We start from the raw sequence: 18,793 nt of genomic DNA, 5'->3' as shown, positions 1-18,793 counted from the left end.
GTCGTGCCAGTTCTCTTGATAGCCGTGGCCGTGCTCGCCTTCTTGGTGGCGGGTGCGGCCTTGTACCGGCTGCATCGTCTGAGGCGCGCTCTGATCGCGGAGCGCGCCTCTGCGCGTCTGGCGGGTGGCATGCAGGCCCGTGACCTTGAGGCGTTCCGTCGCCGTATCGACGCCCTGCTCGAGGAGCGGGCCGTCATCGCTGAGGCCGAGCAGGTTCTCGACTCGGCTCTTGCTACTCATCACCGCCCGGAAGGGGGACCTTCGTGACCCAGTCGAAGCGTTTGGGCTCGTACACCGCCCGACAGAACCTGATGACGCACCCCCGGTATCGGTATCGGGGGTGTGCTCCGGATGTGGATGACCCGAAGGCGGCGGCGGGGAATCTCGAGGTGCCGGTGACGGCGTGGGAGGCGCCGGATGTGGACGGCGGGGAAGCGCAGCCGGACCGGGTACGCCGGGAGGCTGCCGCGGTCGAGGTGTGTGTGGACTGCCCGGTGATGGTCCAGTGCCTGGCGTACGGGGCGTCGTTGAATCCTGCGGGCCGGCTGGCGGTGCCGCATGGGGTGCTGGGTGGGATGACGGCGTTGGAGCGGCACAAGGCGTTCGTGCGCGAGCGGCAGGTGGAGCCCGCGGTGGTGGAGCCGGCGCCGGATGAGCAGCTGAAGACGGAGCAGAAGCTCGCCGTTCTGCGGGCCCTGGCCGTGCACGAGGCGCCGGAGGAGGTCGCGGCGGCGGCTGGGGTGGATGTGCGGACGGCGCAGTGGCAGCGGTCGCGGCTGCTGACCCAGCTGGGCCTGGCGAAGACCGCCACGCGCGCGCAGCTGCTCGAGGCGGCGGTGGCGCGCGGTCTGCTGTCGCCGGGTGAGGTGGTGGCGGATCCGGGTGGGCCGGTGCGGCCGGTGCAGCTGTCGTTCGACGATGTCCTGGCGCACGCGCCCGTGACGGCCCTGTTCCCGTCGGCGCCCGTGCTGGGGGTGGCGGCATGACGGATCTGGTCGCCGCGACTGCGGCCATCACCAACCTGTACCGCACGATCGGTTCCCACATTGCCGCCGCTCGTCAGGAGCGGGGCATCCGCCAATCCGACCTCGCCACCGCAGTCGGTCTCACCCGCGCGTCCGTCGCCAACATCGAGAACGGCGCCCAGCGAATCCAGACCCACACCCTCATTGCTGCCACTCAAGCACTCGGTATCGATCCGGCCGATCTCATCTCGAAGGCGCTGGAAGGCGGCGATGTCCTGGTGCAGCCCCTTCCCGGCGGTCAGCGCGAGGCAGCCCTGCTCACTCGTCGGCTGGTGGCGGCCCGTGACCACATCGACGCCCTGCTGGCCCATCTGAAGGACGAACAGCCGTGATGGATAACGAGACCGTCCAGGAGGACGGCGTGGCGTACGCGGACGGTGTGCTGTCGGGCCAGCTGATGTCGGCGGCGGTGTTCCTGGCGGGCCTGCTCGCCAACGGGCTGCTGGAGACGGTGGGGCGCCCGGACAAGTTGCCGCAGGACTTGTTCCCCGGGTCGGATCCGGAGGTGACGCAGGCGAGCTTTCAGCTGGGTGTGGCGGTGGGACTGCATGCGGGCCAGAGGTCGGCGTCGCCGCGCCTGTACCGGGATGAGATGGCGCGTGTGCAGGGGGAGTTGGAGGCGATCGGGTTCGAGGCGATGGCCCGGTTGGTGGGGCGGTCGCGTCGTCTGGTGGCTCCGCATCCGGCGGACGGCGAGAGCGCACGCGGGCGTGAAGTGCGGTGTGACAAACCGACCAACGACACGGGGGAAGGGGACCAGGACAGATGAGCAGTGGAAACGGTAGGCTGAGCCTTGCGTTTGAAGTGCAGTCAGTTGCGAGGCTGGACGTCGATCGCACTCCGACAAAGTCGGAAGCCCCCGCTGCCACCGTGGTGGCGGTCCCGGTTTGCGAAGCCGGAACGCGAGGGCTGACGACACCACACCGGTTCGAAGCGAATGAAGGTGCCGACATGGCTCAGAGTACCCGGGGCTACCCCGGATCAGACAGTGGGACCCGAGACACCGGCGTGAAGATCACACCGCCGACGCACTCGGCCCCTGTCACTCCTATCCCCGCCGCCGCGTGACTGCCGAGGTTCTGCGTACGTACCGCTTCCGGTGCGACGCAGGCCAGTGCGCAGTGTCCGAACTTTCCGAGACCGACACAGCACCTGTCGGCTGGACGACGATCGACAGCATCGCCCACCAGTCGCACGCTCCGCTTCCGTCGGCCAAGGCAGGCAGGGCCCGACTGTCCGCGTTGGATGTCAGGTCTCTTCGATCGTATGGACGCTTCTGGCTCCACCTGTGCCCCACCCATGTGGGGGTCCTGGAGGAGCACACGCCGCAGACCGACAATGAGGGCGGCCAGGGCGCGTCCGTCGCCTGTTCCTGCGGGGCACGCCTGGCGTGGTCTACGCCGGACACCAAAGCGCTCTGGGTCCAGCACTACGAGGCTGTCTCCGTCCAGCAGGAGGGCGAGCAGCCGCGCTGCGGCTACACGAAGCAGCATCCCTCGCACACGTTCATGCGCCTGGAAGTCCTCTTCCAGTGCCCCGGCGTTGAGGGCACGGAGTGCCTGTGCGCTTCGGGTTCCCCGGAGATGTACGAGGGGCCGTTGCGGGACTGCCCGATCCACGGCGAGCACGGGGCGGAGGGTGAGCGATGAGCGCTCGCATGCGCGTAGCGCCGAGCCTGAACCCCTTGCAAGCCATCCTCACCAGTGGGCGTCACCGCCGCGAGGCTAAGAAGTGGCCGTGGGCCTGGTGGTGCACGGAGTGCGATGACGCGTACGGCGCGGCCAAGACCGAGCCCGAGGCGCAGCGTGCAGCCGACGAGCATGAACTGAAGGCCCACAGCGGCACTGCCCAGACTTCCCTCGCCAGCAGCGCGCAGGGACAAACCTCACCCAGTAAGGGAGATCAGGTGACCTAGCCAGTTTCGGCGGGAGATTCCTCGACCGCCTGGCCGCTTTCCCGGTTCGGTGCGCCAACACCTTCCGGGCCTCTGCGGCCCTCGTACCACGGATCGGACGCCAATCCGATCTAAGGCCCGCCGGGCGCCAACCCGAGCGAGCGACTTGCTTCGCCAGAAGCCACCACCGCCGAAGCGGGGCCTTTTCACGCCCTCGTGCAGCACACCCGAGAACGGAGTCCATAGTGCCTGACGCGTACCCGGTTTGTCAGCTTGACGCATCCGATTCGCCGCAGTCTCGGGGCAAATCACCCCTCCGCAATGTCGACGAGTCGACACCCAGCACCCTCGTGTACGGGGCCGCGCAGGAGGTCGCACACACCGCCTCCCGCTGGACCGCACCCCGGAAATGGCTCAAGGCCATCACGTGGCTCATCGGGGCCGGCCTCCACCCGCGCGCGAACGCCACCACGCAGCGCGTCGCCGACGACCTCGCCGCCCGCATGGACTACAGCACCGGACACGTCCGCTACGGCCTGACCGCCATGGCCGAACGGCTCGGCCTGTCCCGCTCCCAGACCTGCGAGCACATCAAGTACCTGCGCGAGCTCGGCGCCCTCGCCTGGGCCGAACGCGGCTCCCAGGCCAACGTCCGCCGCACCCAGGGCCAGCCCGGGTATGCGCGCACCGCAACCGTGTACGCCGCTGTCATCCCGGCCTCCTACGACCAGGCGATGGGCCACCGCATCATCGGCACGGGTTACACGGCGCGCATCATCATCGACCAGCGCCGGACCCCCCTGACAGGGCCTGTGGATACTGCCGGTAACTCGCCTGTGGATAACTCCAGTTCTTCGGCCCATCGGACCCCTTCCCTTACCTGGGTAGAGGAAGACGGAAAGCTGAAGATGGTGGGGGGTAGTAACTACACCTCGCAGCAGACTGCGAGCCGAGACCACGCATCCATCCCGCAGCAGAGGTCCAACAGCAACAACGGCAGCAGCAAGAGCGGCAGGCACGCCCTCCAGGTCGCTCAGGACATTCGCATCGCCGCCCAAGTCCGCCCCCTCGTCACCTGGACGCAGCGCGTACCCCTCCGGCCGCTCGCCTACTGCCTGCGCCCCCTCATCGACCGCGGACTCGACGCGTACGGCATCGCCGCCTACCTCAACGGCCTCTGCACCGGCCTGCGCTGGCGGCCCAAGCGGCCGGCCGCATACATCCGGGCCGTCCTCGCCGACCGCCAGCAGGCCGACCACAAGCGCGCCGCAGCCGTCGAACGCTACGAGCTGGAGAACCCGGCAGAGGGCGCCTTCCGCGCCACCACCGCGCAGCAGCAGTCCATCCAGGCCGCCCTCGACGCAGGCCGCGCCCTCCTCCACCAGAAGGCGGTCGCCCACGGATGGGCCGACCTCATCCAGCCCGCCCCGCCTGAGCACACCGACGCCGACGCGGCCGCCGACTTCGCCGCCTTCCTCGGCACCAACACCGCCCTCACCCCGACCCTCTGAAGGAGACCGACATGCCCCAGCCGACACGAGACGAAGTTGCAGCCCGCCTCTGGCAGGTCGCCGAACACAACATCATCGCCGAGTGGATCTGCTGCGACCCGATCGACCCGACGCACCAACTGTGCGTGAAGGGCGACGCGACGCTGAAGATGACGAAGGCGCTACTCGTCGACAGCCCGCAGGCCTGGAAGCCCGCGCCGCTGCTGGACGCGGTGATGGAAGAGTTGCGCCGTCTGGCCGCCGAGGTGCAGCAGCCCGAGACCGAAGAGGAAGGCGAACTCGTCTGCGTGGACGAGTGCGGCAACTGCGACGCCTGCGGCATGGAACCGTTCGGAACTCCTGCTGAAGGCTGGCGGGAAGCCGCCCGCTTCCTACGCCGGACGCCCCGCGACTCGGCAGACTTCCCCGGCGCGATCCGTGGCGCCCGCCTGATCGAGGACGAACTGCGGCGCAGGGCCGAAGACGCGCAGCAGAACGAGACAGCCGACACCAACGAGACCGAGGCGCCCCCGGTGTGCGAGGGCTTCCGGTGGATCGGCCAGTCCTTCGCCTGCTGCGACCGCTGCGGCCAACCCGCATGGGACCACGTCGGCGAGGAGATCCCCGTCGAGGGAGCTGGCCCGTTCGACAACCGGCGGACGGTACGCCCGTGGGAACCCGGCCAGGCCGACCGGATCCGCGCCAAGTGGGGCACGCCCGCTGACGGGGAGGTCAGCCGTGGCTGAGCCTGAACTGTCCGGCGTCGACCTCGCCCGCTCCGCCCTCCTCGCCGCCCGCGCCGCCGCCAAGAACCAGCCCACCCCGCAGCAGAAGAAACGCACCACCAGCCGGCGCACCACCCGGAACGGCGGCCGCGACCCCATCGGGTTGGCCGCCGCCATCACCAGCATGATGGGCGACCGCGGCTGGGAACCCCCCGAAACCGGCGGCAGCATCCTCGACCAATGGCCCACCATCGCCCCCGAACTCGTCGGGAAGGTGACCGCGGAACGCTTCGAGCACGACACCGGTGTCCTCCACCTCCGCCCGGCGTCCCCCGCCTACGCGACTCAGCTGCGGCTGCACCAGGCGCAGACGCTGCGTACCATCCACGAGAAGACCGGCCACCGCACGGTGCGCGCCCTGCGCATCCTCACCCCCGGCACCCCTGCCACCGCGGTCGATGCCGGGCCCGAACCGGCGACCGCGCCCGCCCCGGAGGCCCCCGTACGCACCCGCGACGACGGATGCCCCGGGTATCAGGACGCCCGCGCGGTCGTCCTCGAGCACCGGCCCGAACCCCCGCCCATCAACCCCTACGTCGCCGAAGCCATGGCCCGGCAGGAGGCCGCCCTCCGCGCCAACCGGCAGCCCGAGGACGAGCACCGCGACGCCGCCTGGGCACAGGAGCCCACCAGCCCGGCCGCGGGCAGCGTGGAGGAATCCCTCGCCCGCGCACGCGCCTACGCCCGCCAACACCGCGGCAGCGGGGAACCACGCCGCGCATTCGATGTCGCATGAGAACGGAGAACACCATGCCCAAGCCGTACCGGATTTTGATCACTGGCAGTAGGGATTGGGAAGACCAGGACGCCGTCTACAAGGCCCTCGCCGAAGTCGTCCGCGTCCTCCCCGTCAACCAGGAAGTCATCGTCGTACACGGCGCCTGCCCCACCGGCGCCGACCACATGGCCCACGAATGGGCACGCGGCTTCGGTGCCCTCATCGAGGCGCACCCCGCGAACTGGGTCAAGCACGGGCGCCAGGCGGGACCGCTCCGCAACGCGGCGATGGTGACCGCTGGCGCGGACATCTGCCTTGCCTTCATCCGCAACGGCTCCCGGGGCGCCAGCCACACGGCCAGACTCGCCGAAGCCGCCAACATCCCCACCCGTCACTGGACAGCCTGAGCGGGGGCAACACCGCGCGGAATCTGGCGCACCCTGTACCTGATCACCACGTGCACGATCGGAGCCGCGCATGCCCCAAACCGCCACGGCCACCCAGCCCACCATGTGCCTCAAGCACGCCGACTTCCACACCATGGACAGCGACTGCTGGGCCGTCACCCTCGACTGGTTCTTCAACCACAGCCACCTCCCCGAGCCGGAGGCCCGGGCTGTGTACCAGGGTGAGGTGGAGCGGGCGATGCTCGATGCGTACGTCCTCGAGCACCAGGGAGTTACCCGATGAAGACCACCACGCTGCCGCCGAACCGCCTGCCCGGCGCGCCCGTACCCGCCCGGCCGATCGTCCCCCGGCCACTGTGGGAGGCCGACCTGCTGTTCCGGGAACCGCAATACCCCGACGGGCTGCGGCTGCTCGAGGACGACGAAGACGACGACAGCGCCTCCTGACCGGAGGGCCGCGGAAGTGTGCCACATGTGGCACAAAAACCGAGGGCCCGGCCACCCACGAAGGGGTGCCGGGCCGTGAGCCTCAAAGTGTGCCACATGTGGCACACAATCCAGGGCCGCTCAGTCCACCGGTTCACCGGCCTCGGTCAGTGCCGCGTTCAGGACCCGCACCAGGCCCCGGATCCGATCCGGGTCCTTCCGCGCCGCCTCCCGCACCGTCTCCGGTACCAGGATCTTCGCCGCACGCTCCACCGCCGCCCCCGGATCCACCACCCCAGCCGTCAGCTCGGCTGCTTCCTCATCGGCTTCCGGGGACGTCGTCAGACCGAGCAGCTGCTTCGCCTTCTCCAGCTCCTCCGGCGTCGGCAGCGGATTCTTCTTCGTCGCCCACGCCGTCTCCCACACCTTCAGCACCGCATCGGCGCCGTGCTGGGTACGCACCGGGTGCAGGGCATCGACGTGACGCGACGACAGGTCCGGCAGCAGGTGCCCGCCCGCCTTCAGGATGTCCAGCAGCGGAATCGTCTGCGTGATCCGGTACCCGGTCCGGCGGCTCAGGTCGTGCTGCTCCTTCAGGTACTTCGCGAACGACCGGTACGGCTTGCCTGCCCCGTCCAGCATCAGCTTGTACAGCTTGTTCTCGTGGACCCACGCCAGGTACGGGCCTGCCTCCGCGATGAACGCCTCGTTGGCGCCCTCCACCTTCGCCGTCCACCGGGCCTTCGCGCCGTGGATGCCGCGCTCGCACACCGCCAGCTGGTCGGCCGGCTCGGCGTCCGGGTCGGGCAGCACCGCCACCGGGGCGGCCACGGCAGCGGCAGCGGGGACGGCGGGGGACGGCACCACCGGTACCGGTGCGGCGGGCTGCGCTGCCGCGGCAGCCTGCTGCTCGCGGCGGGCCCGCTCGTCCTCCTCCCACTTCCGCAGCTGCTCCTCACGGGAGGTGTCACCGCCCTGCCCGACCACCGGAATCACCGGCGGGACCTTCCTGCTCACGCCGCCAACTCCTTCGCCAGGGACCGCATCACCTGCGCCTGACCCGAGTCAGGAGCATGCTCGAGAAGAGGGATCTGGTAGTCGGACGACTCCCGGCCCTCCACCGCATCCTTCAACGTGGCGAGCACGCCCGGCGTGGTGAGATCGTTCCACCCGTCGTAGAAGGAACGGGTACCGACTCCCTTGCGGGCGTCGTAGGCGTTGACGACGAACCCCAGCTGGTCCACCACCGCACCCGTCAGCCGGGAGTGGGTGCCGATCTGCTCGTTGAGCATCTCGTACGCGTCGAACGAGGAGCGGTCCGACCAGACGGGAATGAGGATCCCGGAGTGGTCGATCAGCTCCCCGGGGCGGCGCTGCACGTAGTTGATGGCGAGGTCTATGGCCAGCCCCAGGTTCGGCGGCCCGTCCAGCACGATGACGTCGTAGCCGTCCTCGAGCGGGGCGAGCGCGCGGGCCAGGCAGGTGTCACGGCCGACCTGGAGCAGCGCCAGTTTCGCGTCCATCAGGAAGGCGTCCTTGGACGCGGGCAGGATGTGCAGACGGCCGCCGAACCGCTCCTGCGGCAGCGCGACCAGGGAGCGGGCCAGGTGCTTGTCCGTCTCACCCAGCATGTGCTCCAGCAGGCTGTTGGCGCCCGCAGGAAGGCCTGGGATCTGGAGGCGGCTGGTGAGGTGGCCTTGGGGGTCGTAGTCGACCAGGAGGACGCGCAGGCCAGCCTCGGCCATGGCCTGGGCGAGGCCGGCCGCGACGAACGTCTTGCCGACGCCGCCCTTCTGATTGCCCACCAGGATCCGCTTCACCGGCTGGGAGACGAGACGTTGCGCGGGCGAGGGGTGCCGGTCCAGCCACATGGTGATGGCCTGCGCCATGCCCTGCACCTTCGTCAGCCCGCGCGCCTCACACTCCGCGGCGAACCGCTCCGGGCCGCCGGCGGGCAGGAACACGCCCCACGACTTGGCGCCCCTGGTGGGGACTTCCTCGAGGGTGGGGGTGTCGTACCAGAGGTTCAGGGCGTTGGTGGCGGCGTCCTGCATGTTCAGTCCGTGCTCGGCGGCCCGGATACGGAGGTCTCTGCGCAGCTCAGGCGTCAGATTCACGAGCAGCTTTTCGCGTGCGCCGTCGGCGCCAGGGTGTGTCATGGCGAGCAAATTACCAGTCGATCATTGCGGGGGCCGGGAAGCGGCCCGAAGTTTCACCAGACTGCCCCGTGCGAACCGCTCACACCGGGTGCGACCTGGCATGCAGGACCGTGCCACCGGCAACTGCTGACCAAAAGTCAAATGCCCCGGGATGCCGGGGTTTGCGATCCCCCAGACGGGTGATCTCCCCGCCGCCCCCCTTCCCGCCAGCACAAATCCGGGCGTTGGGTGGAAACCGCTGCCAGATCCTGGGGACTGGCAGTCGCACGGCCGGGATCCGCCCGCGTGGAATCGCAGCTACACCCGCACGGTCCCGGCCCACGCGCCAACTGCCACCCCCCACACCTCCTTCCCCCCGGTAACCCCCAGCCGGGGGGAAGGAACACCCCAGGCAAGCCCGCGGCGGACGGCTGGGGCGAACCCTCCCCACGTGAAGAGATCCGCCAGTACAATCGCCGCTATCTGGCGGGTATGCCCGTGAGGTCTCAAGGCCCTTCCCGAACTGGGCGGTGTGTTGTCGGCAATACTCCACACCCCCCATCCGGCGAGGGGCCTTCCTCATGCCCGGTAACAGATGTCCAGACCATGCTCGCGCCTTCACGCCCTACACACACCGCCATGACACTGTGCAGACGTCATGTCCACGGCGCGTAAGGCCAAGGCCCAAACTTGTCTCGAATACATGTCAGTACACCGTGAAAACTTGGCCTTGCCTTACCCACGGACACACGGAGGTGCCACAGTGAGGGTTCCGCACACCGGACTGGCAGCCGGACACTGCGGGCGGGACCCGGGGGAACGCCGACGTCTTCCGGGCCGTACGAGGACCCTTCCCAATCTGCCGGAGGAGCGGGGACGCCCCATGTCCGCAGAGCCTTCCCACCCCGGGCCCGACCACCACGACAACGGGCCGGCCACGGTCCTGTTCCTGAGCAGCGCACGCCCCCGCCGCCACCGAAGCAGCGAGAGGACGAGCGTGCCACCCCAGCCCGCCCCGAACATAAGCGACGAACAGCGCCTGGCCGCCGCCCTCGAGGCAGTGTTCGCCCGCCGGCACAGGTCGCTGGCCGACGAGGGCACCGCGCTCGACTTCCTCATCACCCTGGGCGAATTCCGCAAGCTCCTGCGGGGCGCCCTGGAGCAGGGACTCCTGAAGGACCATCAGTACCGGACCCTGGACGCCATGCTGGAGGGAATGCAGTCCGCACCCGGTCTCCTGGCAGGCCCGGACGCCTGATCACCCGTATATGCCGGGGAATGTTCTTTCTTCACATATATAGCGGAAACGTAACAGTCTGCACGCTCAGCTGATCGTTTACCACAGTGCGTTCAACTCCCGTGACCTGCGTGGCACGATGGGGCGTCCGGACACCCGGAATATCCATTTCCGGCCAACCCGGCGCGCGCCCCACCACGCCCCCGTGGCCACGTGCGCCCCTGGGCGGGCCACCTAGGGGACGGGGACACCTCTATGGGCCACAACGCAGCAGACACCGCAGCACGCACCCTGCGCCTGCTCAACAGCCCCGAACTGCGCCAGCACCCCGCCCGCGGCCCCCAACCCTGCCGCCCGGCCTCCCCCACGCCGGCCGCCCCCATGGACCTCGGCCTCCTCGACTACGTCACCGCACACACGGACGAGATCGTCACCCAGACGAGGGCCGCCGCACCCGACGCCGAACCCCGCCCCCTGCACGACGAAGACCTCTACGCCTGGTACCTGCGCGCCACCATCGGCGCAGATGAGGCCACCCGCCGCATCCGCGACACCCTCCTCGAACGGCACGCCCTCGAGAACGCCCTGCGCCTCGGAGACCACGACGCCGTCCGTACCCACCCCTGCCCCACCTGCGGCGGATGGGGACTGTTCTGGCGCAAAGAGGACAACCGGGCATGGTGCTCCGACGAAGACTGCCGTACCCCAGACGGCATGGCCTCCTCCTTCACCCCCGCACGCCTGGCCTCGCAGAAGGTGCAGGGCTCAGAAATCTGGCGTCGCACCGCAACCTGACCCGCCCCCCACAGGTCTACCTGACAACACCCACCGCTCACACATCCTTCACACCCGGACCCTCGAGGTCCACCCGCTACGGCCGCCGGAGCTGCGAACGATGGCCGCCGTCATGGGAGGCCGCCATGGCCGCAGTCCACTACAGCCCGCCGACCACCGAGATTGAGGACTCGGCACAGACGACGGTCACCTACCGCGAAGCCGCCCTGCTCTTCAAGCGCACCCCGTACGCGCCGTCGCCGGGCACCATCGCCCGCTGGGTCGCCGAGGCCAACCGTGTCGAGGTCACCATCCCGGTGCAGCGGGACGGCCGGCGCGACCGTGTCTCCTGGACGCTGCTGCTGCGTGAGCACAAGCGCCGTACCGCGGAGCGGCTGAGAGCTGCCGCCGCCCGGTAACCGCCCGCAGAACCGTCCCTTCACCCAGAGACCCCCGTTGCTGCCCAGACCGGCGGCCCGGGGGTTTTCTCATGCCTTCACGCTGAACTTATGGCTAAGCAATGGAATATGGGTTAGAGTGGTCATGCCGACAAGGACAGGACCCCCAACCAGGGCCTGACCGAGTATCTGACGTACCCCGGAGCCCGCCATGGTCGTGATGACGCACGCCCACATCCCCTCCATCACCCTCCCCATCGCCGGGGACTATACGGCCCTCCCGCAGTACATCCGCGACACCTTCGACGACTGGATGGAACAGGCAGACGCCGCGACCAACGACGACGCCTACACCAAGGCCATGGTCAAGGCCTGCCTGACCATCGGCATCGCCGTCCCGGACTCCATCGGCATCGCGGTGTGCAACTGCCTGTACGACGGCTGCGGATGCGGCGCCATCTTCGACACCCACCTTCCCGGCGTCGTCATCACCGCCAACGCCGACCCCGGCTGCAACCTCTCCGCCCTCCAGTGCCCCGACTGCGGCCACGACCACCCCAGGCCCGTCCAGGACTGACCCACCCGAACTTCCCGCCCGGCCGCGGATGACCACAGGGCCCCGGCCGGGCGGGAGAACAACCACCAGGGGAGACCCCGATGCCCATCACCGACCCCATCGCTGCAGCCCAGGTCACCGCCGACACCCACGGTCTCCCCACCGGCCGCCTGACCAGCCGTGACAACACGGCCCACATCTTCCTGGAATCCCTCAACGGACTCCTCAAGTGGATGGCCGCCACCGGCGGGTACACCACCCGCCGCCCGGCCGGCCCCGGCGTCGTCATGTGGACGCTCGTCACCCACACCGACACCCGCGCCGACGGCACCGCCACCCCCGTCTTCGTCCACTCCCTCGCCCTGGACACCGAGGACGTGGACATCGACATCACCAACGCCGCCGCCTGACACCCCCCAAGGACCCCGCCATGACCACCATGACCATCGCCCCCGCCGCCGAAGGCTTCTCCGACGACGAGCTGGCCCGATTCGCCGGCCGCGCCGACGCCTACGACGACGAAACCACCATCACCCTCGACGAACTCGTCATCCGCGCCCGCTGGATCGCCGAGCTCCACCCGTCCCTCCCGTACGCGGAGGGCTACAACGCGTACGTCCAGGGCGTCCAGCAGCACATGAACGCCATCACCGGCCGCACCCCGGAGGCCCGCCGATGAGCACCCTGCGCTCCATCAGCTACGGGGGGGGCGTCCAGTCCACTGCCCTCCTGGTGCTCGCCGCGACGGGCCGCATCGACTTCCCGCTGTTCGTCTTCGCCAACGTCGGCAAGGACTCCGAGCGCTCGGCGACGCTGCGGTACGTCGAGGAGTACGCCAAGCCCTATGCGGCCGATCACGGCATCGAGCTGGCGGAGGTGCAGCGCGTGAAGCGTGACGGCACCCCCGAGACCCTGCACGGTCGCCTCGTGAAGCCCGGATCGCGCTCGCTGCCCATCCCAGTACGCATGTCCAATGGGGCACCCGGCACCCGCTCCTGCACCGCCGACTTCAAGATCAAGGTGGTCGGGAAGGAAATGAAACGGCGCGGCGCCACCGCAGGCCGTGTGTGCGCGGCACACCGTGACGACCCGGCGAGCACGGCGTGCAAGGGCCGTAAGTGCATTCAGCCGCAGATCGCCACCATCGGCATCGGTATCTCCGTCGACGAGATAACCCGCGCGAACAACCGGATCACCGAACCGCACGAGCGGATTGTGTACCCGCTCCTCGACCTCGGCCTGCGCCGCATCGACTGCCAGCGCATCATCCGCGAAGCAGGGCTGCCCGTACCGCCCAAGAGCAGTTGCTACTTCTGCCCGTTCCACCGGCCGGAGACCTGGCACGACATGCGGCGCGAGGAGCCTGAGGAGTTCGAGAAGGCGTGCCAGCTCGAAGACCTGTTGAACCAGCGGCGCGACGAGCTGGGCAAGGACCACGTCTACCTGACCCGCTTCAACAAGCCGCTGCGCGAGGCGATCCCGGACGGGGTCGACTTGCTCCCGATGTTCGACGAGGCCGACGGCCTCTGCGACTCCGGCTGGTGCATGACGTGAGCACCACCCCGAATCCATGACCTGGCCCGACGGCATAGCCGCCGTCATCGGCCTCACCGCAGCACTCCTCATCACCCTCCACCAGCACCACGAACACCGGAGCACCACCGCAGCAGCAGATCCGCAGGACGGAGAAAGACCATGACAGCTCGGACCCGCACCGCGAAGAAGACCGCCGACACCGCGCCCGCGCCAGCCGTTGCCAGGAAGACCGCGGCCAAAAAGACCACCGCCGCCGCCTCCCGCCCCCCGCGCAAGCGCACCCCCCGCAAGCAGACCCCCGGCGCCCCCAAGCTGTCCCTGGTCAAACCCCGCCGCGAACTCCCCACCCGCGAGAAGCCGTTCATGACCGACCCCCAAGGCTTCGCGACCTGCGCAGCCCTCATGGCCGGCATCACCACCGAAAACATCCGCGACTGGCGCGACCACCGCGACAACACCTGCACCCGGCCCCTCCGTGACGGCAGCACCCTCCACTACGACCTCAACACCCGCACCCTGACCTGGCAGGCCGTGTGCCGCATGGGCGCCGTCCACCAGTACGTACTGGCCTCCCACTCGATGGCGTGCGCGGCCCGCCTCCACGCCGCCGGCTGCAACCAGCTCCACGCCGACCTCAGCACCATCCCCAAGCTCACCGCCGACGAGCTCGAAGCGCTCGGCCTCCTCCAGACCCCCACCTGGGCCCGCCCCGACCTCATCGGCGACGACTTCACCGACACCAAAGTCGTCCCCCTCCCGGACCGCGACCCCCGCGCCCTCGCCGACACCCTCGCCCACTCCAGCAATGCCACCGACGAAACCCAGCCCATGTCCAAGGACGCCATCGCCGAAGGCCTCGCCGCCCGCGCCGAGCAGCCCGCCGACACCGACCAGACCAGGGAGCACCCGCAGCCGTGACCAGCATCGAATGGACCGAACAGACCTGGAACCCCACCACGGGATGCGACCGCATCAGCCCCGGGTGCGACAACTGCTACGCCCTCACCATGGCCAAGCGCCTCAAGGGCATGGGGCAGATCAAGTACCAGAACGACGGCGACCCCCGCACCAGCGGCCCCGGCTTCGCCCTGACCGGGCACCCCGACGTCCTGGACGAACCGCTGCGCTGGAAGAAGCCCCGCCGCGTCTTCGTCAACTCCATGAGCGACCTCTTCCACGCCCGCGTCACCACCGAGTTCATCACCAAGGTGTGGCGGACCATGCAGGCCACCCCGCAGCACACCTACCAGATCCTCACCAAGCGGGCCTCACGCCTCGGCCCCGTCCTCTCCAAGGTCCACGCCGAGCTCGGCCTCACCGAACCCCTCCTGAACGTATGGATCGGGACCAGCGTGGAGAACCAGAAGTACGCCAACCTCCGCATCCCCGGCCTCCTCCAGGCCCCGGCCGCCGTCCGCTTCCTGTCCTGCGAACCCCTGCTCGGGCCCGTCGACCTGACCCGCCTCCCGCTCCCGTCCCGGCAGCGCGCCGACATCGTCTACGACGCCCTCACCCAGCAGTACGGCGTGCCCGGCCTCTGGCACTCGCCCACAGCCAGCCGCATCAACTGGGTCATCGTCGGCGGTGAATCCGGCCCGGGCGCCCGCCTCATGAACCCGGACTGGGCAAGCGACCTTGTCGGCCAGTGCCAGAGCGCGGGCGCGGCCGTGTTCGTCAAGCAACTCGGCTCCGTCTGGGCCCGCGACACCGCATACGCCGGCAAGACCGTGGCCGCGCACGGCGACACCAAGGGCGGCGACCCCGACTACTGGCCCGCTCACCTCCGCGTCCGCGAATACCCCCAGCGGGAGGCCGCCGATGCCTGAGCACACGCCCGGCTACGTCGCCGCCCTCGCCGCAGCCGAACACCACGCCACCATCCAGGAGAAGCGCATGCCCACCCTCGCCTTCATCGACTGCGAGACCACCCGCCTCGATGCCGAGATCGGCGAGGCGTGGGAGGTCGCCGTCATCCTCCGCGAGTTCGAGGACGGCGAGCACACGGACACCGAGTACGTGTGGGAGTTCTCCATCACCCCGGAGACGGCTGACCCCGAGTCGCTCCGCATCGGACGCTGGCACGAGCGCAGGCAACTGGCCACCGGCACCGACGAGGCCGCCTTCACCGGCAGCATCCCGGCCGTCGTGATGAGCCGCACGGAGGCCATCAAGGCCATCCTCAACGTCCTCAGCGGCGCGATCCTCGTCGGCTCCAACCCGGCGTTCGATGACCGATTCCTCCGCAAGCTCCTCGGACCCGGCTCCGCACAGTGGCACTACCGGCCGTACGACATCGTCCAACTCGCCGCCGCCAAGGTCGGAATCGAAGCAGCCGGCCCGCTGCCGTGGTCGTCGTACGGCCTATCCCGAGCCGTCGGAGTGGAACCGCCCACCAAGGACGTAGCCCACACCGCCCTCGGCGACGCCCGCTGGAGTAGGGATGTGTTCGATGCGGTCACGGGTGGCGGCTCGCGATGAAGATCTGCAAAGTCTCAGAGTGCCAGCGCCCAGTTCGCGCGCGTGGGTGGTGCCAGAAGCATCACCAGCGCTGGCGTCTCACTGGCGCACCCGACACGCCGTACCGCTACAAGGAGGGAGCTCAGGCCCGGGTGGCAGCCATGCCAACCGTTGAGGAGCGCTTCTGGGCCAAGGTCGACAAGAACGGCCCGCCACCTGCCCAGCGTCCCGAGTTGGGGCCCTGCTGGGTATGGACTGGGTCCACGGATCAGAAGGGCTACGGGCGCTTCTACGACGGCAGCCGAAGCCGGAAGGCACACGACTATGCCTTTGGTCCGATCGCCGATGGTCTGGAGCCCGACCACCTATGTCGTAATCGAGCGTGCGTCCGGCGAAGCCACCTGGAAGCCGTCACACATCGGGAGAACTCCCAGCGTGCGGCATACAGCAAACCCACATGCGCGCGTGACCATGCACTGCCTGAGCCTGGCCCCAACGGCCGGCGTGTTTGCCGGCCGTGCGCCAACGAACGCAACCGACGCCACCGGGCGCGCAAGTCCCGCGACGTCTACGACGCCGTCACCAAGGGAGCAGCAGCGTGACCATGACCGCCCCCGAGACCCAGCACGGCAGCATCCTCCGCCCCCCATCCTGGTCCGTCGAACTCCCCACCGGGACATTCCTCCTCAACGACAACCAGCGACTCCACCACAGGCGCAAGGCCGAGTACATCGAACTCATCCGACGGGCATCCGGATTCGCCGCCCGAGCCGCCAAAATCCCCACCTTCCAACGCATCCACGTCTTCTACGTCGTCCACCCCAAACCCGGCATCCGGCGCCGCGACCCCGGGAACTGGTCGCCGACCGCCAAGGCCGCCATCGACGGCCTCGTGGACGCCGGCGTCGTCCCGGACGACAACTCCGACCGCGTCCTCGGCGGAGACCCCCGCCTCGGACCCGCCGTCAAGGGATCCCAGTTCGTCCTATGGATCACCGACCTGGACCAGATGCACCCCGACCACATCGCCCTCCTCAACCCGCCCGGAGTCCTCTCATGACCACCGCCCCCGCCCCGACCGGCCGCCGTAGGACATCGGCCGCCCTCACCGACGACTGGATGGCCCACGGCCTGTGCCGCCAGACAGACCCCGCGATCTTCTTCCCCGAAGGGCGTGGCGCCTCCATCACGGTCCAGACCGAGCAGGCCAAGCAGGTCTGCAACCAGTGCCCGGTCCGGGCCCTGTGCTTGGAGTGGGCGCTGGACACCGGGCAGCACTCCGGGACTTGGGGCGGCATGTCCGAGGACGAACGCCGCGGCCTGCGCGAGGCACCCGACGGCTCGCAGTTCCTGCTGTGCCTGGGCGAGCAGGAGTTCATCGAGGCGCGTATCGCTGCGGGTGGCACGCATCGTGAGGTGGCCGAGGAGTTGGGGGTTGGTCATCACGCGGTGGGTCGGGCGTGGCGGTATTTCGAGTCGGAGCGGAAGACGGCCGAGGCCGAGCAGGCGGTGAAGGCGTGAGCCGGCCGATCCCCGAACACGGGACCTCGAACCGGTACGCATACGGATGCCGGTGTACCCCCTGCACCCGTGCGGCCACCCGAGCGGACACCGAACGCAAGCTGGACCGCCTGGCTGGACGCCCGCGGCAGATCCCGGCCGGCCCGGCATCAGAGCACGCCAGGGCACTGAAGGCGCGCGGACTGTCGCTGACACAGATCGGACGCGAGGCGGGCCTGCGGACGTCCACCATCAGCCGCCTGATCAACGGTCAGCGGGACATCCTGGCCGTGAACGCGGCGAAGGTGCTGGCGGTTCCGTTGAACGTCCGAGCGTCTACGGGCGATGTCCCTGCGCTGGGGGCGACGCGGAGGATCCGCGCCCTGTACGCGCTCGGGCACTTCAACCGCACGATCGCTGTTGAGGCGGGCATCTCCAAAGACGCGGTGTGCGCGCTCGCGGCCGGGGCGTGGCCGAGGGTCAAGGCAGCCATCGACGACGAGGTGCGTGCCGCGTACGACCGGCTGTCGATGTCCACGGGGACGTCGTGGAAGACCCGCCAGTGGGCGGAGAAGCATGGCTGGGCAACGCCGCTTGCGTGGGACGACGACACGATCGACGACCCCAGCGCTGTGCCGATGACAGATGCTGTGCGGCCGGCCGCGACGCAGGGGGAGAACGTCGCGGACCGGTGGCTGCACGGGGAGTCGGTGGTCCTCGACCGGGACAGCCGGCGGGAAGTCCTCCGGCACCTCTACGAGTGGACCAACGACACCACCGCCGAGATCGCCGCCCAGCTGGAGATGAGCCCGGCGGCGGCGGAGCGGCAGTGGGAGCGGATGAAGGAGCGAGCGGCAGCGGAGGGCCGCCGGCTGTGGCGGCGCGTGTATGTGCCGCGTGAGCGGGACCTGACCCAGAACGAGATGGAGGAAGCGGCCTGATGGCTGGCGAAACGGTGATCACGATATGCGGGAACATGGTCGATGACCCGGAACTCAGATTCACGCCGGGCGGTGCCGCGGTGGCGAAGTTCCGGGTGGCGTCGACGCCGCGGACGTTCGACAAGCAGACGAACGAGTGGAAGGACGGCGAGAGCCTGTTCCTGTCCTGCTCGGTGTGGCGCCAACAGGCCGAGCACGTCGCGGAGTCCCTGACGAAGGGCATGCGGGTGATTGTGGTGGGCCGGCTGAAGCAGCGGTCGTACGAGGACCGTGAGGGCGTGAAGCGCACGGTGTTCGAGCTGGACGTCGAGGAGGTCGCTCCGTCGCTGCGCAACGCCACTGCCAAGGTGACGAAGGCGGGCGGGTCGGGTCAGGGTCGGCAGGCTCTCCAGGAGGCCCGTCAGGCGTCGTCGCGTGAGGGGATGCAGGATCCGTGGGCGACATCAGGTGCGGCCGCGCAGGGTGCTGGTTCGTGGTCGGATGATCCGCCTTTCTGACGGGTGCACGCGCG

At 69.3% G+C, this 18,793-nt stretch carries 29 protein-coding genes; 27 read left to right on the top strand and 2 right to left on the bottom strand.

Features of this window, described 5'->3' with window-relative positions:
- Window positions 1-3 precede the first annotated feature (3 nt).
- The 11 genes from ACWC09_RS26710 to ACWC09_RS26660 all read left to right on the top strand — a co-directional run bounded on the left by ACWC09_RS26710 (window position 4) and on the right by ACWC09_RS26660 (window position 6,766).
- On the top strand, window positions 4-267 hold the full coding sequence (locus ACWC09_RS26710) for a hypothetical protein (RefSeq protein ID WP_450853162.1): 264 nt from the start codon (window positions 4-6) through the stop codon (window positions 265-267).
- A gap of 86 nt (window positions 268-353) precedes the next feature.
- Window positions 354-986, top strand: coding sequence for a WhiB family transcriptional regulator (locus ACWC09_RS26705; RefSeq protein ID WP_450853161.1), 633 nt, complete (start codon window positions 354-356; stop codon window positions 984-986).
- Window positions 983-1,357: a helix-turn-helix domain-containing protein gene (locus ACWC09_RS26700; protein WP_450853160.1), complete on the top strand. Its 375-nt coding sequence runs from the start codon at window positions 983-985 to the stop codon at window positions 1,355-1,357. Before ACWC09_RS26705 ends, ACWC09_RS26700 begins: the two co-directional genes overlap by 4 nt.
- Window positions 1,357-1,794: a hypothetical protein gene (locus ACWC09_RS26695; protein ID WP_450853159.1), complete on the top strand. Its 438-nt coding sequence runs from the start codon at window positions 1,357-1,359 to the stop codon at window positions 1,792-1,794. The genes ACWC09_RS26700 and ACWC09_RS26695 overlap by 1 nt, the downstream gene beginning before the upstream one ends.
- Before the next feature lie 352 nt (window positions 1,795-2,146).
- The gene (locus ACWC09_RS26690) at window positions 2,147-2,674 is read left to right on the top strand and encodes a hypothetical protein (protein WP_450853158.1); all 528 of its coding nucleotides are present in this window, start codon (window positions 2,147-2,149) and stop codon (window positions 2,672-2,674) included.
- Between the two features lie 595 nt (window positions 2,675-3,269).
- Window positions 3,270-4,430 carry a hypothetical protein gene (locus ACWC09_RS26685; RefSeq protein WP_450853157.1) on the top strand — a complete coding sequence of 387 codons (1,161 nt, stop codon included), beginning with the start codon at window positions 3,270-3,272 and terminating at the stop codon, window positions 4,428-4,430.
- Window positions 4,431-4,441: 11 nt separating this feature from the next.
- On the top strand, window positions 4,442-5,155 hold the full coding sequence (locus ACWC09_RS26680) for a hypothetical protein (protein WP_450853155.1): 714 nt from the start codon (window positions 4,442-4,444) through the stop codon (window positions 5,153-5,155).
- On the top strand, window positions 5,148-5,930 hold the full coding sequence (locus ACWC09_RS26675; RefSeq protein WP_450853153.1) for a DciA family protein: 783 nt from the start codon (window positions 5,148-5,150) through the stop codon (window positions 5,928-5,930). The genes ACWC09_RS26680 and ACWC09_RS26675 overlap by 8 nt, the downstream gene beginning before the upstream one ends.
- A 14-nt stretch (window positions 5,931-5,944) precedes the next feature.
- A complete protein-coding gene (locus ACWC09_RS26670; protein ID WP_450853151.1) occupies window positions 5,945-6,319 on the top strand; it encodes a DUF2493 domain-containing protein in 375 nt (124 codons plus the stop codon).
- 70 nt (window positions 6,320-6,389) lie between these two features.
- Window positions 6,390-6,602 carry a hypothetical protein gene (locus ACWC09_RS26665; RefSeq protein WP_450853149.1) on the top strand — a complete coding sequence of 71 codons (213 nt, stop codon included), beginning with the start codon at window positions 6,390-6,392 and terminating at the stop codon, window positions 6,600-6,602.
- Window positions 6,599-6,766, top strand: coding sequence for a hypothetical protein (locus tag ACWC09_RS26660; RefSeq protein WP_450853148.1), 168 nt, complete (start codon window positions 6,599-6,601; stop codon window positions 6,764-6,766). The genes ACWC09_RS26665 and ACWC09_RS26660 overlap by 4 nt, the downstream gene beginning before the upstream one ends.
- 120 nt (window positions 6,767-6,886) lie before the next feature.
- Here ACWC09_RS26660 and ACWC09_RS26655 read toward each other — a convergent pair whose 3' ends face one another.
- Both ACWC09_RS26655 and ACWC09_RS26650 read right to left on the bottom strand, forming a co-directional pair.
- Entirely contained in the window at window positions 6,887-7,762 is an 876-nt protein-coding gene (locus ACWC09_RS26655) for a hypothetical protein (RefSeq protein WP_450853147.1), read from the bottom strand.
- Window positions 7,759-8,904, bottom strand: coding sequence for a ParA family protein (locus ACWC09_RS26650; protein ID WP_450853145.1), 1,146 nt, complete (start codon window positions 8,902-8,904; stop codon window positions 7,759-7,761). Before ACWC09_RS26650 ends, ACWC09_RS26655 begins: the two co-directional genes overlap by 4 nt.
- Window positions 8,905-9,766: 862 nt before the next feature.
- Between ACWC09_RS26650 and ACWC09_RS26645 the strand changes: the two genes are divergently transcribed.
- From ACWC09_RS26645 to ACWC09_RS26570, 16 genes are all read left to right on the top strand, one after another.
- Window positions 9,767-10,141 carry a hypothetical protein gene (locus tag ACWC09_RS26645; RefSeq protein ID WP_450853143.1) on the top strand — a complete coding sequence of 125 codons (375 nt, stop codon included), beginning with the start codon at window positions 9,767-9,769 and terminating at the stop codon, window positions 10,139-10,141.
- Window positions 10,142-10,375: 234 nt separating this feature from the next.
- Entirely contained in the window at window positions 10,376-10,915 is a 540-nt protein-coding gene (locus tag ACWC09_RS26640) for a hypothetical protein (RefSeq protein WP_450853141.1), read from the top strand.
- A 125-nt stretch (window positions 10,916-11,040) separates the two neighbouring features.
- Window positions 11,041-11,313, top strand: a complete 273-nt coding sequence (locus ACWC09_RS26635) for a hypothetical protein (protein WP_450853139.1) — start codon at window positions 11,041-11,043, stop codon at window positions 11,311-11,313.
- A 190-nt stretch (window positions 11,314-11,503) separates the two neighbouring features.
- Complete coding sequence (locus ACWC09_RS26630; RefSeq protein WP_450853138.1) at window positions 11,504-11,869, top strand: hypothetical protein; 366 nt, start codon at window positions 11,504-11,506, stop codon at window positions 11,867-11,869.
- Window positions 11,870-11,949: 80 nt separating this feature from the next.
- The gene (locus tag ACWC09_RS26625; RefSeq protein WP_450853137.1) at window positions 11,950-12,258 is read left to right on the top strand and encodes a hypothetical protein; all 309 of its coding nucleotides are present in this window, start codon (window positions 11,950-11,952) and stop codon (window positions 12,256-12,258) included.
- A 20-nt stretch (window positions 12,259-12,278) separates the two neighbouring features.
- The gene (locus ACWC09_RS26620; protein WP_450853136.1) at window positions 12,279-12,527 is read left to right on the top strand and encodes a hypothetical protein; all 249 of its coding nucleotides are present in this window, start codon (window positions 12,279-12,281) and stop codon (window positions 12,525-12,527) included.
- The gene (locus ACWC09_RS26615; protein WP_450853134.1) at window positions 12,524-13,402 is read left to right on the top strand and encodes a phosphoadenosine phosphosulfate reductase; all 879 of its coding nucleotides are present in this window, start codon (window positions 12,524-12,526) and stop codon (window positions 13,400-13,402) included. The genes ACWC09_RS26620 and ACWC09_RS26615 overlap by 4 nt, the downstream gene beginning before the upstream one ends.
- Before the next feature lie 16 nt (window positions 13,403-13,418).
- Window positions 13,419-13,547, top strand: coding sequence for a hypothetical protein (locus ACWC09_RS26610; protein ID WP_450853133.1), 129 nt, complete (start codon window positions 13,419-13,421; stop codon window positions 13,545-13,547).
- Window positions 13,544-14,302, top strand: coding sequence for a hypothetical protein (locus tag ACWC09_RS26605; RefSeq protein ID WP_450853131.1), 759 nt, complete (start codon window positions 13,544-13,546; stop codon window positions 14,300-14,302). The genes ACWC09_RS26610 and ACWC09_RS26605 overlap by 4 nt, the downstream gene beginning before the upstream one ends.
- Window positions 14,299-15,210 (top strand): DUF5131 family protein, encoded by a 912-nt coding sequence (locus ACWC09_RS26600; RefSeq protein ID WP_450853130.1) that lies wholly within the window; start codon window positions 14,299-14,301, stop codon window positions 15,208-15,210. Before ACWC09_RS26605 ends, ACWC09_RS26600 begins: the two co-directional genes overlap by 4 nt.
- A complete protein-coding gene (locus ACWC09_RS26595) occupies window positions 15,203-15,862 on the top strand; it encodes a 3'-5' exonuclease (RefSeq protein ID WP_450853129.1) in 660 nt (219 codons plus the stop codon). The genes ACWC09_RS26600 and ACWC09_RS26595 overlap by 8 nt, the downstream gene beginning before the upstream one ends.
- Window positions 15,859-16,443 carry an HNH endonuclease signature motif containing protein gene (locus ACWC09_RS26590; RefSeq protein ID WP_450853128.1) on the top strand — a complete coding sequence of 195 codons (585 nt, stop codon included), beginning with the start codon at window positions 15,859-15,861 and terminating at the stop codon, window positions 16,441-16,443. The genes ACWC09_RS26595 and ACWC09_RS26590 overlap by 4 nt, the downstream gene beginning before the upstream one ends.
- Window positions 16,440-16,901 carry a hypothetical protein gene (locus tag ACWC09_RS26585; protein WP_450853127.1) on the top strand — a complete coding sequence of 154 codons (462 nt, stop codon included), beginning with the start codon at window positions 16,440-16,442 and terminating at the stop codon, window positions 16,899-16,901. The genes ACWC09_RS26590 and ACWC09_RS26585 overlap by 4 nt, the downstream gene beginning before the upstream one ends.
- Window positions 16,898-17,362, top strand: a complete 465-nt coding sequence (locus tag ACWC09_RS26580) for a WhiB family transcriptional regulator (RefSeq protein ID WP_450853126.1) — start codon at window positions 16,898-16,900, stop codon at window positions 17,360-17,362. The genes ACWC09_RS26585 and ACWC09_RS26580 overlap by 4 nt, the downstream gene beginning before the upstream one ends.
- Window positions 17,359-18,282: a helix-turn-helix domain-containing protein gene (locus ACWC09_RS26575; RefSeq protein WP_450853124.1), complete on the top strand. Its 924-nt coding sequence runs from the start codon at window positions 17,359-17,361 to the stop codon at window positions 18,280-18,282. The genes ACWC09_RS26580 and ACWC09_RS26575 overlap by 4 nt, the downstream gene beginning before the upstream one ends.
- Window positions 18,282-18,779 (top strand): single-stranded DNA-binding protein, encoded by a 498-nt coding sequence (locus ACWC09_RS26570; protein WP_450853122.1) that lies wholly within the window; start codon window positions 18,282-18,284, stop codon window positions 18,777-18,779. Before ACWC09_RS26575 ends, ACWC09_RS26570 begins: the two co-directional genes overlap by 1 nt.
- Window positions 18,780-18,793: the final 14 nt, after the last annotated feature.

Source organism: Streptomyces sp. NPDC001617, assembly GCF_053596855.1.
Note: the sequence above shows the minus strand (reverse complement) of the source record. Positions and strands in the feature narration are given on the sequence as shown.

Bases quoted from the DNA above. Each gene is read 5' to 3' on its own strand.
- ACWC09_RS26700 (WP_450853160.1), top strand. From the start codon at position 983: ATGACGGATCTGGTCGCCGCGACTGCGGCCATCACCAACCTGTACCGC.
- ACWC09_RS26695 (WP_450853159.1), top strand. From the start codon at position 1,357: ATGGATAACGAGACCGTCCAGGAGGACGGCGTGGCGTACGCGGACGGT.
- ACWC09_RS26680 (WP_450853155.1), top strand. From the start codon at position 4,442: ATGCCCCAGCCGACACGAGACGAAGTTGCAGCCCGCCTCTGGCAGGTC.
- ACWC09_RS26670 (WP_450853151.1), top strand. From the start codon at position 5,945: ATGCCCAAGCCGTACCGGATTTTGATCACTGGCAGTAGGGATTGGGAA.
- ACWC09_RS26665 (WP_450853149.1), top strand. From the start codon at position 6,390: ATGCCCCAAACCGCCACGGCCACCCAGCCCACCATGTGCCTCAAGCAC.
- ACWC09_RS26660 (WP_450853148.1), top strand. From the start codon at position 6,599: ATGAAGACCACCACGCTGCCGCCGAACCGCCTGCCCGGCGCGCCCGTA.
- ACWC09_RS26650 (WP_450853145.1), bottom strand. From the start codon at position 8,904: ATGACACACCCTGGCGCCGACGGCGCACGCGAAAAGCTGCTCGTGAAT.
- ACWC09_RS26645 (WP_450853143.1), top strand. From the start codon at position 9,767: ATGTCCGCAGAGCCTTCCCACCCCGGGCCCGACCACCACGACAACGGG.
- ACWC09_RS26640 (WP_450853141.1), top strand. From the start codon at position 10,376: ATGGGCCACAACGCAGCAGACACCGCAGCACGCACCCTGCGCCTGCTC.
- ACWC09_RS26635 (WP_450853139.1), top strand. From the start codon at position 11,041: ATGGCCGCAGTCCACTACAGCCCGCCGACCACCGAGATTGAGGACTCG.
- ACWC09_RS26630 (WP_450853138.1), top strand. From the start codon at position 11,504: ATGGTCGTGATGACGCACGCCCACATCCCCTCCATCACCCTCCCCATC.
- ACWC09_RS26625 (WP_450853137.1), top strand. From the start codon at position 11,950: ATGCCCATCACCGACCCCATCGCTGCAGCCCAGGTCACCGCCGACACC.
- ACWC09_RS26620 (WP_450853136.1), top strand. From the start codon at position 12,279: ATGACCACCATGACCATCGCCCCCGCCGCCGAAGGCTTCTCCGACGAC.
- ACWC09_RS26615 (WP_450853134.1), top strand. From the start codon at position 12,524: ATGAGCACCCTGCGCTCCATCAGCTACGGGGGGGGCGTCCAGTCCACT.
- ACWC09_RS26610 (WP_450853133.1), top strand. From the start codon at position 13,419: ATGACCTGGCCCGACGGCATAGCCGCCGTCATCGGCCTCACCGCAGCA.
- ACWC09_RS26605 (WP_450853131.1), top strand. From the start codon at position 13,544: ATGACAGCTCGGACCCGCACCGCGAAGAAGACCGCCGACACCGCGCCC.
- ACWC09_RS26595 (WP_450853129.1), top strand. From the start codon at position 15,203: ATGCCTGAGCACACGCCCGGCTACGTCGCCGCCCTCGCCGCAGCCGAA.
- ACWC09_RS26590 (WP_450853128.1), top strand. From the start codon at position 15,859: ATGAAGATCTGCAAAGTCTCAGAGTGCCAGCGCCCAGTTCGCGCGCGT.
- ACWC09_RS26580 (WP_450853126.1), top strand. From the start codon at position 16,898: ATGACCACCGCCCCCGCCCCGACCGGCCGCCGTAGGACATCGGCCGCC.
- ACWC09_RS26570 (WP_450853122.1), top strand. From the start codon at position 18,282: ATGGCTGGCGAAACGGTGATCACGATATGCGGGAACATGGTCGATGAC.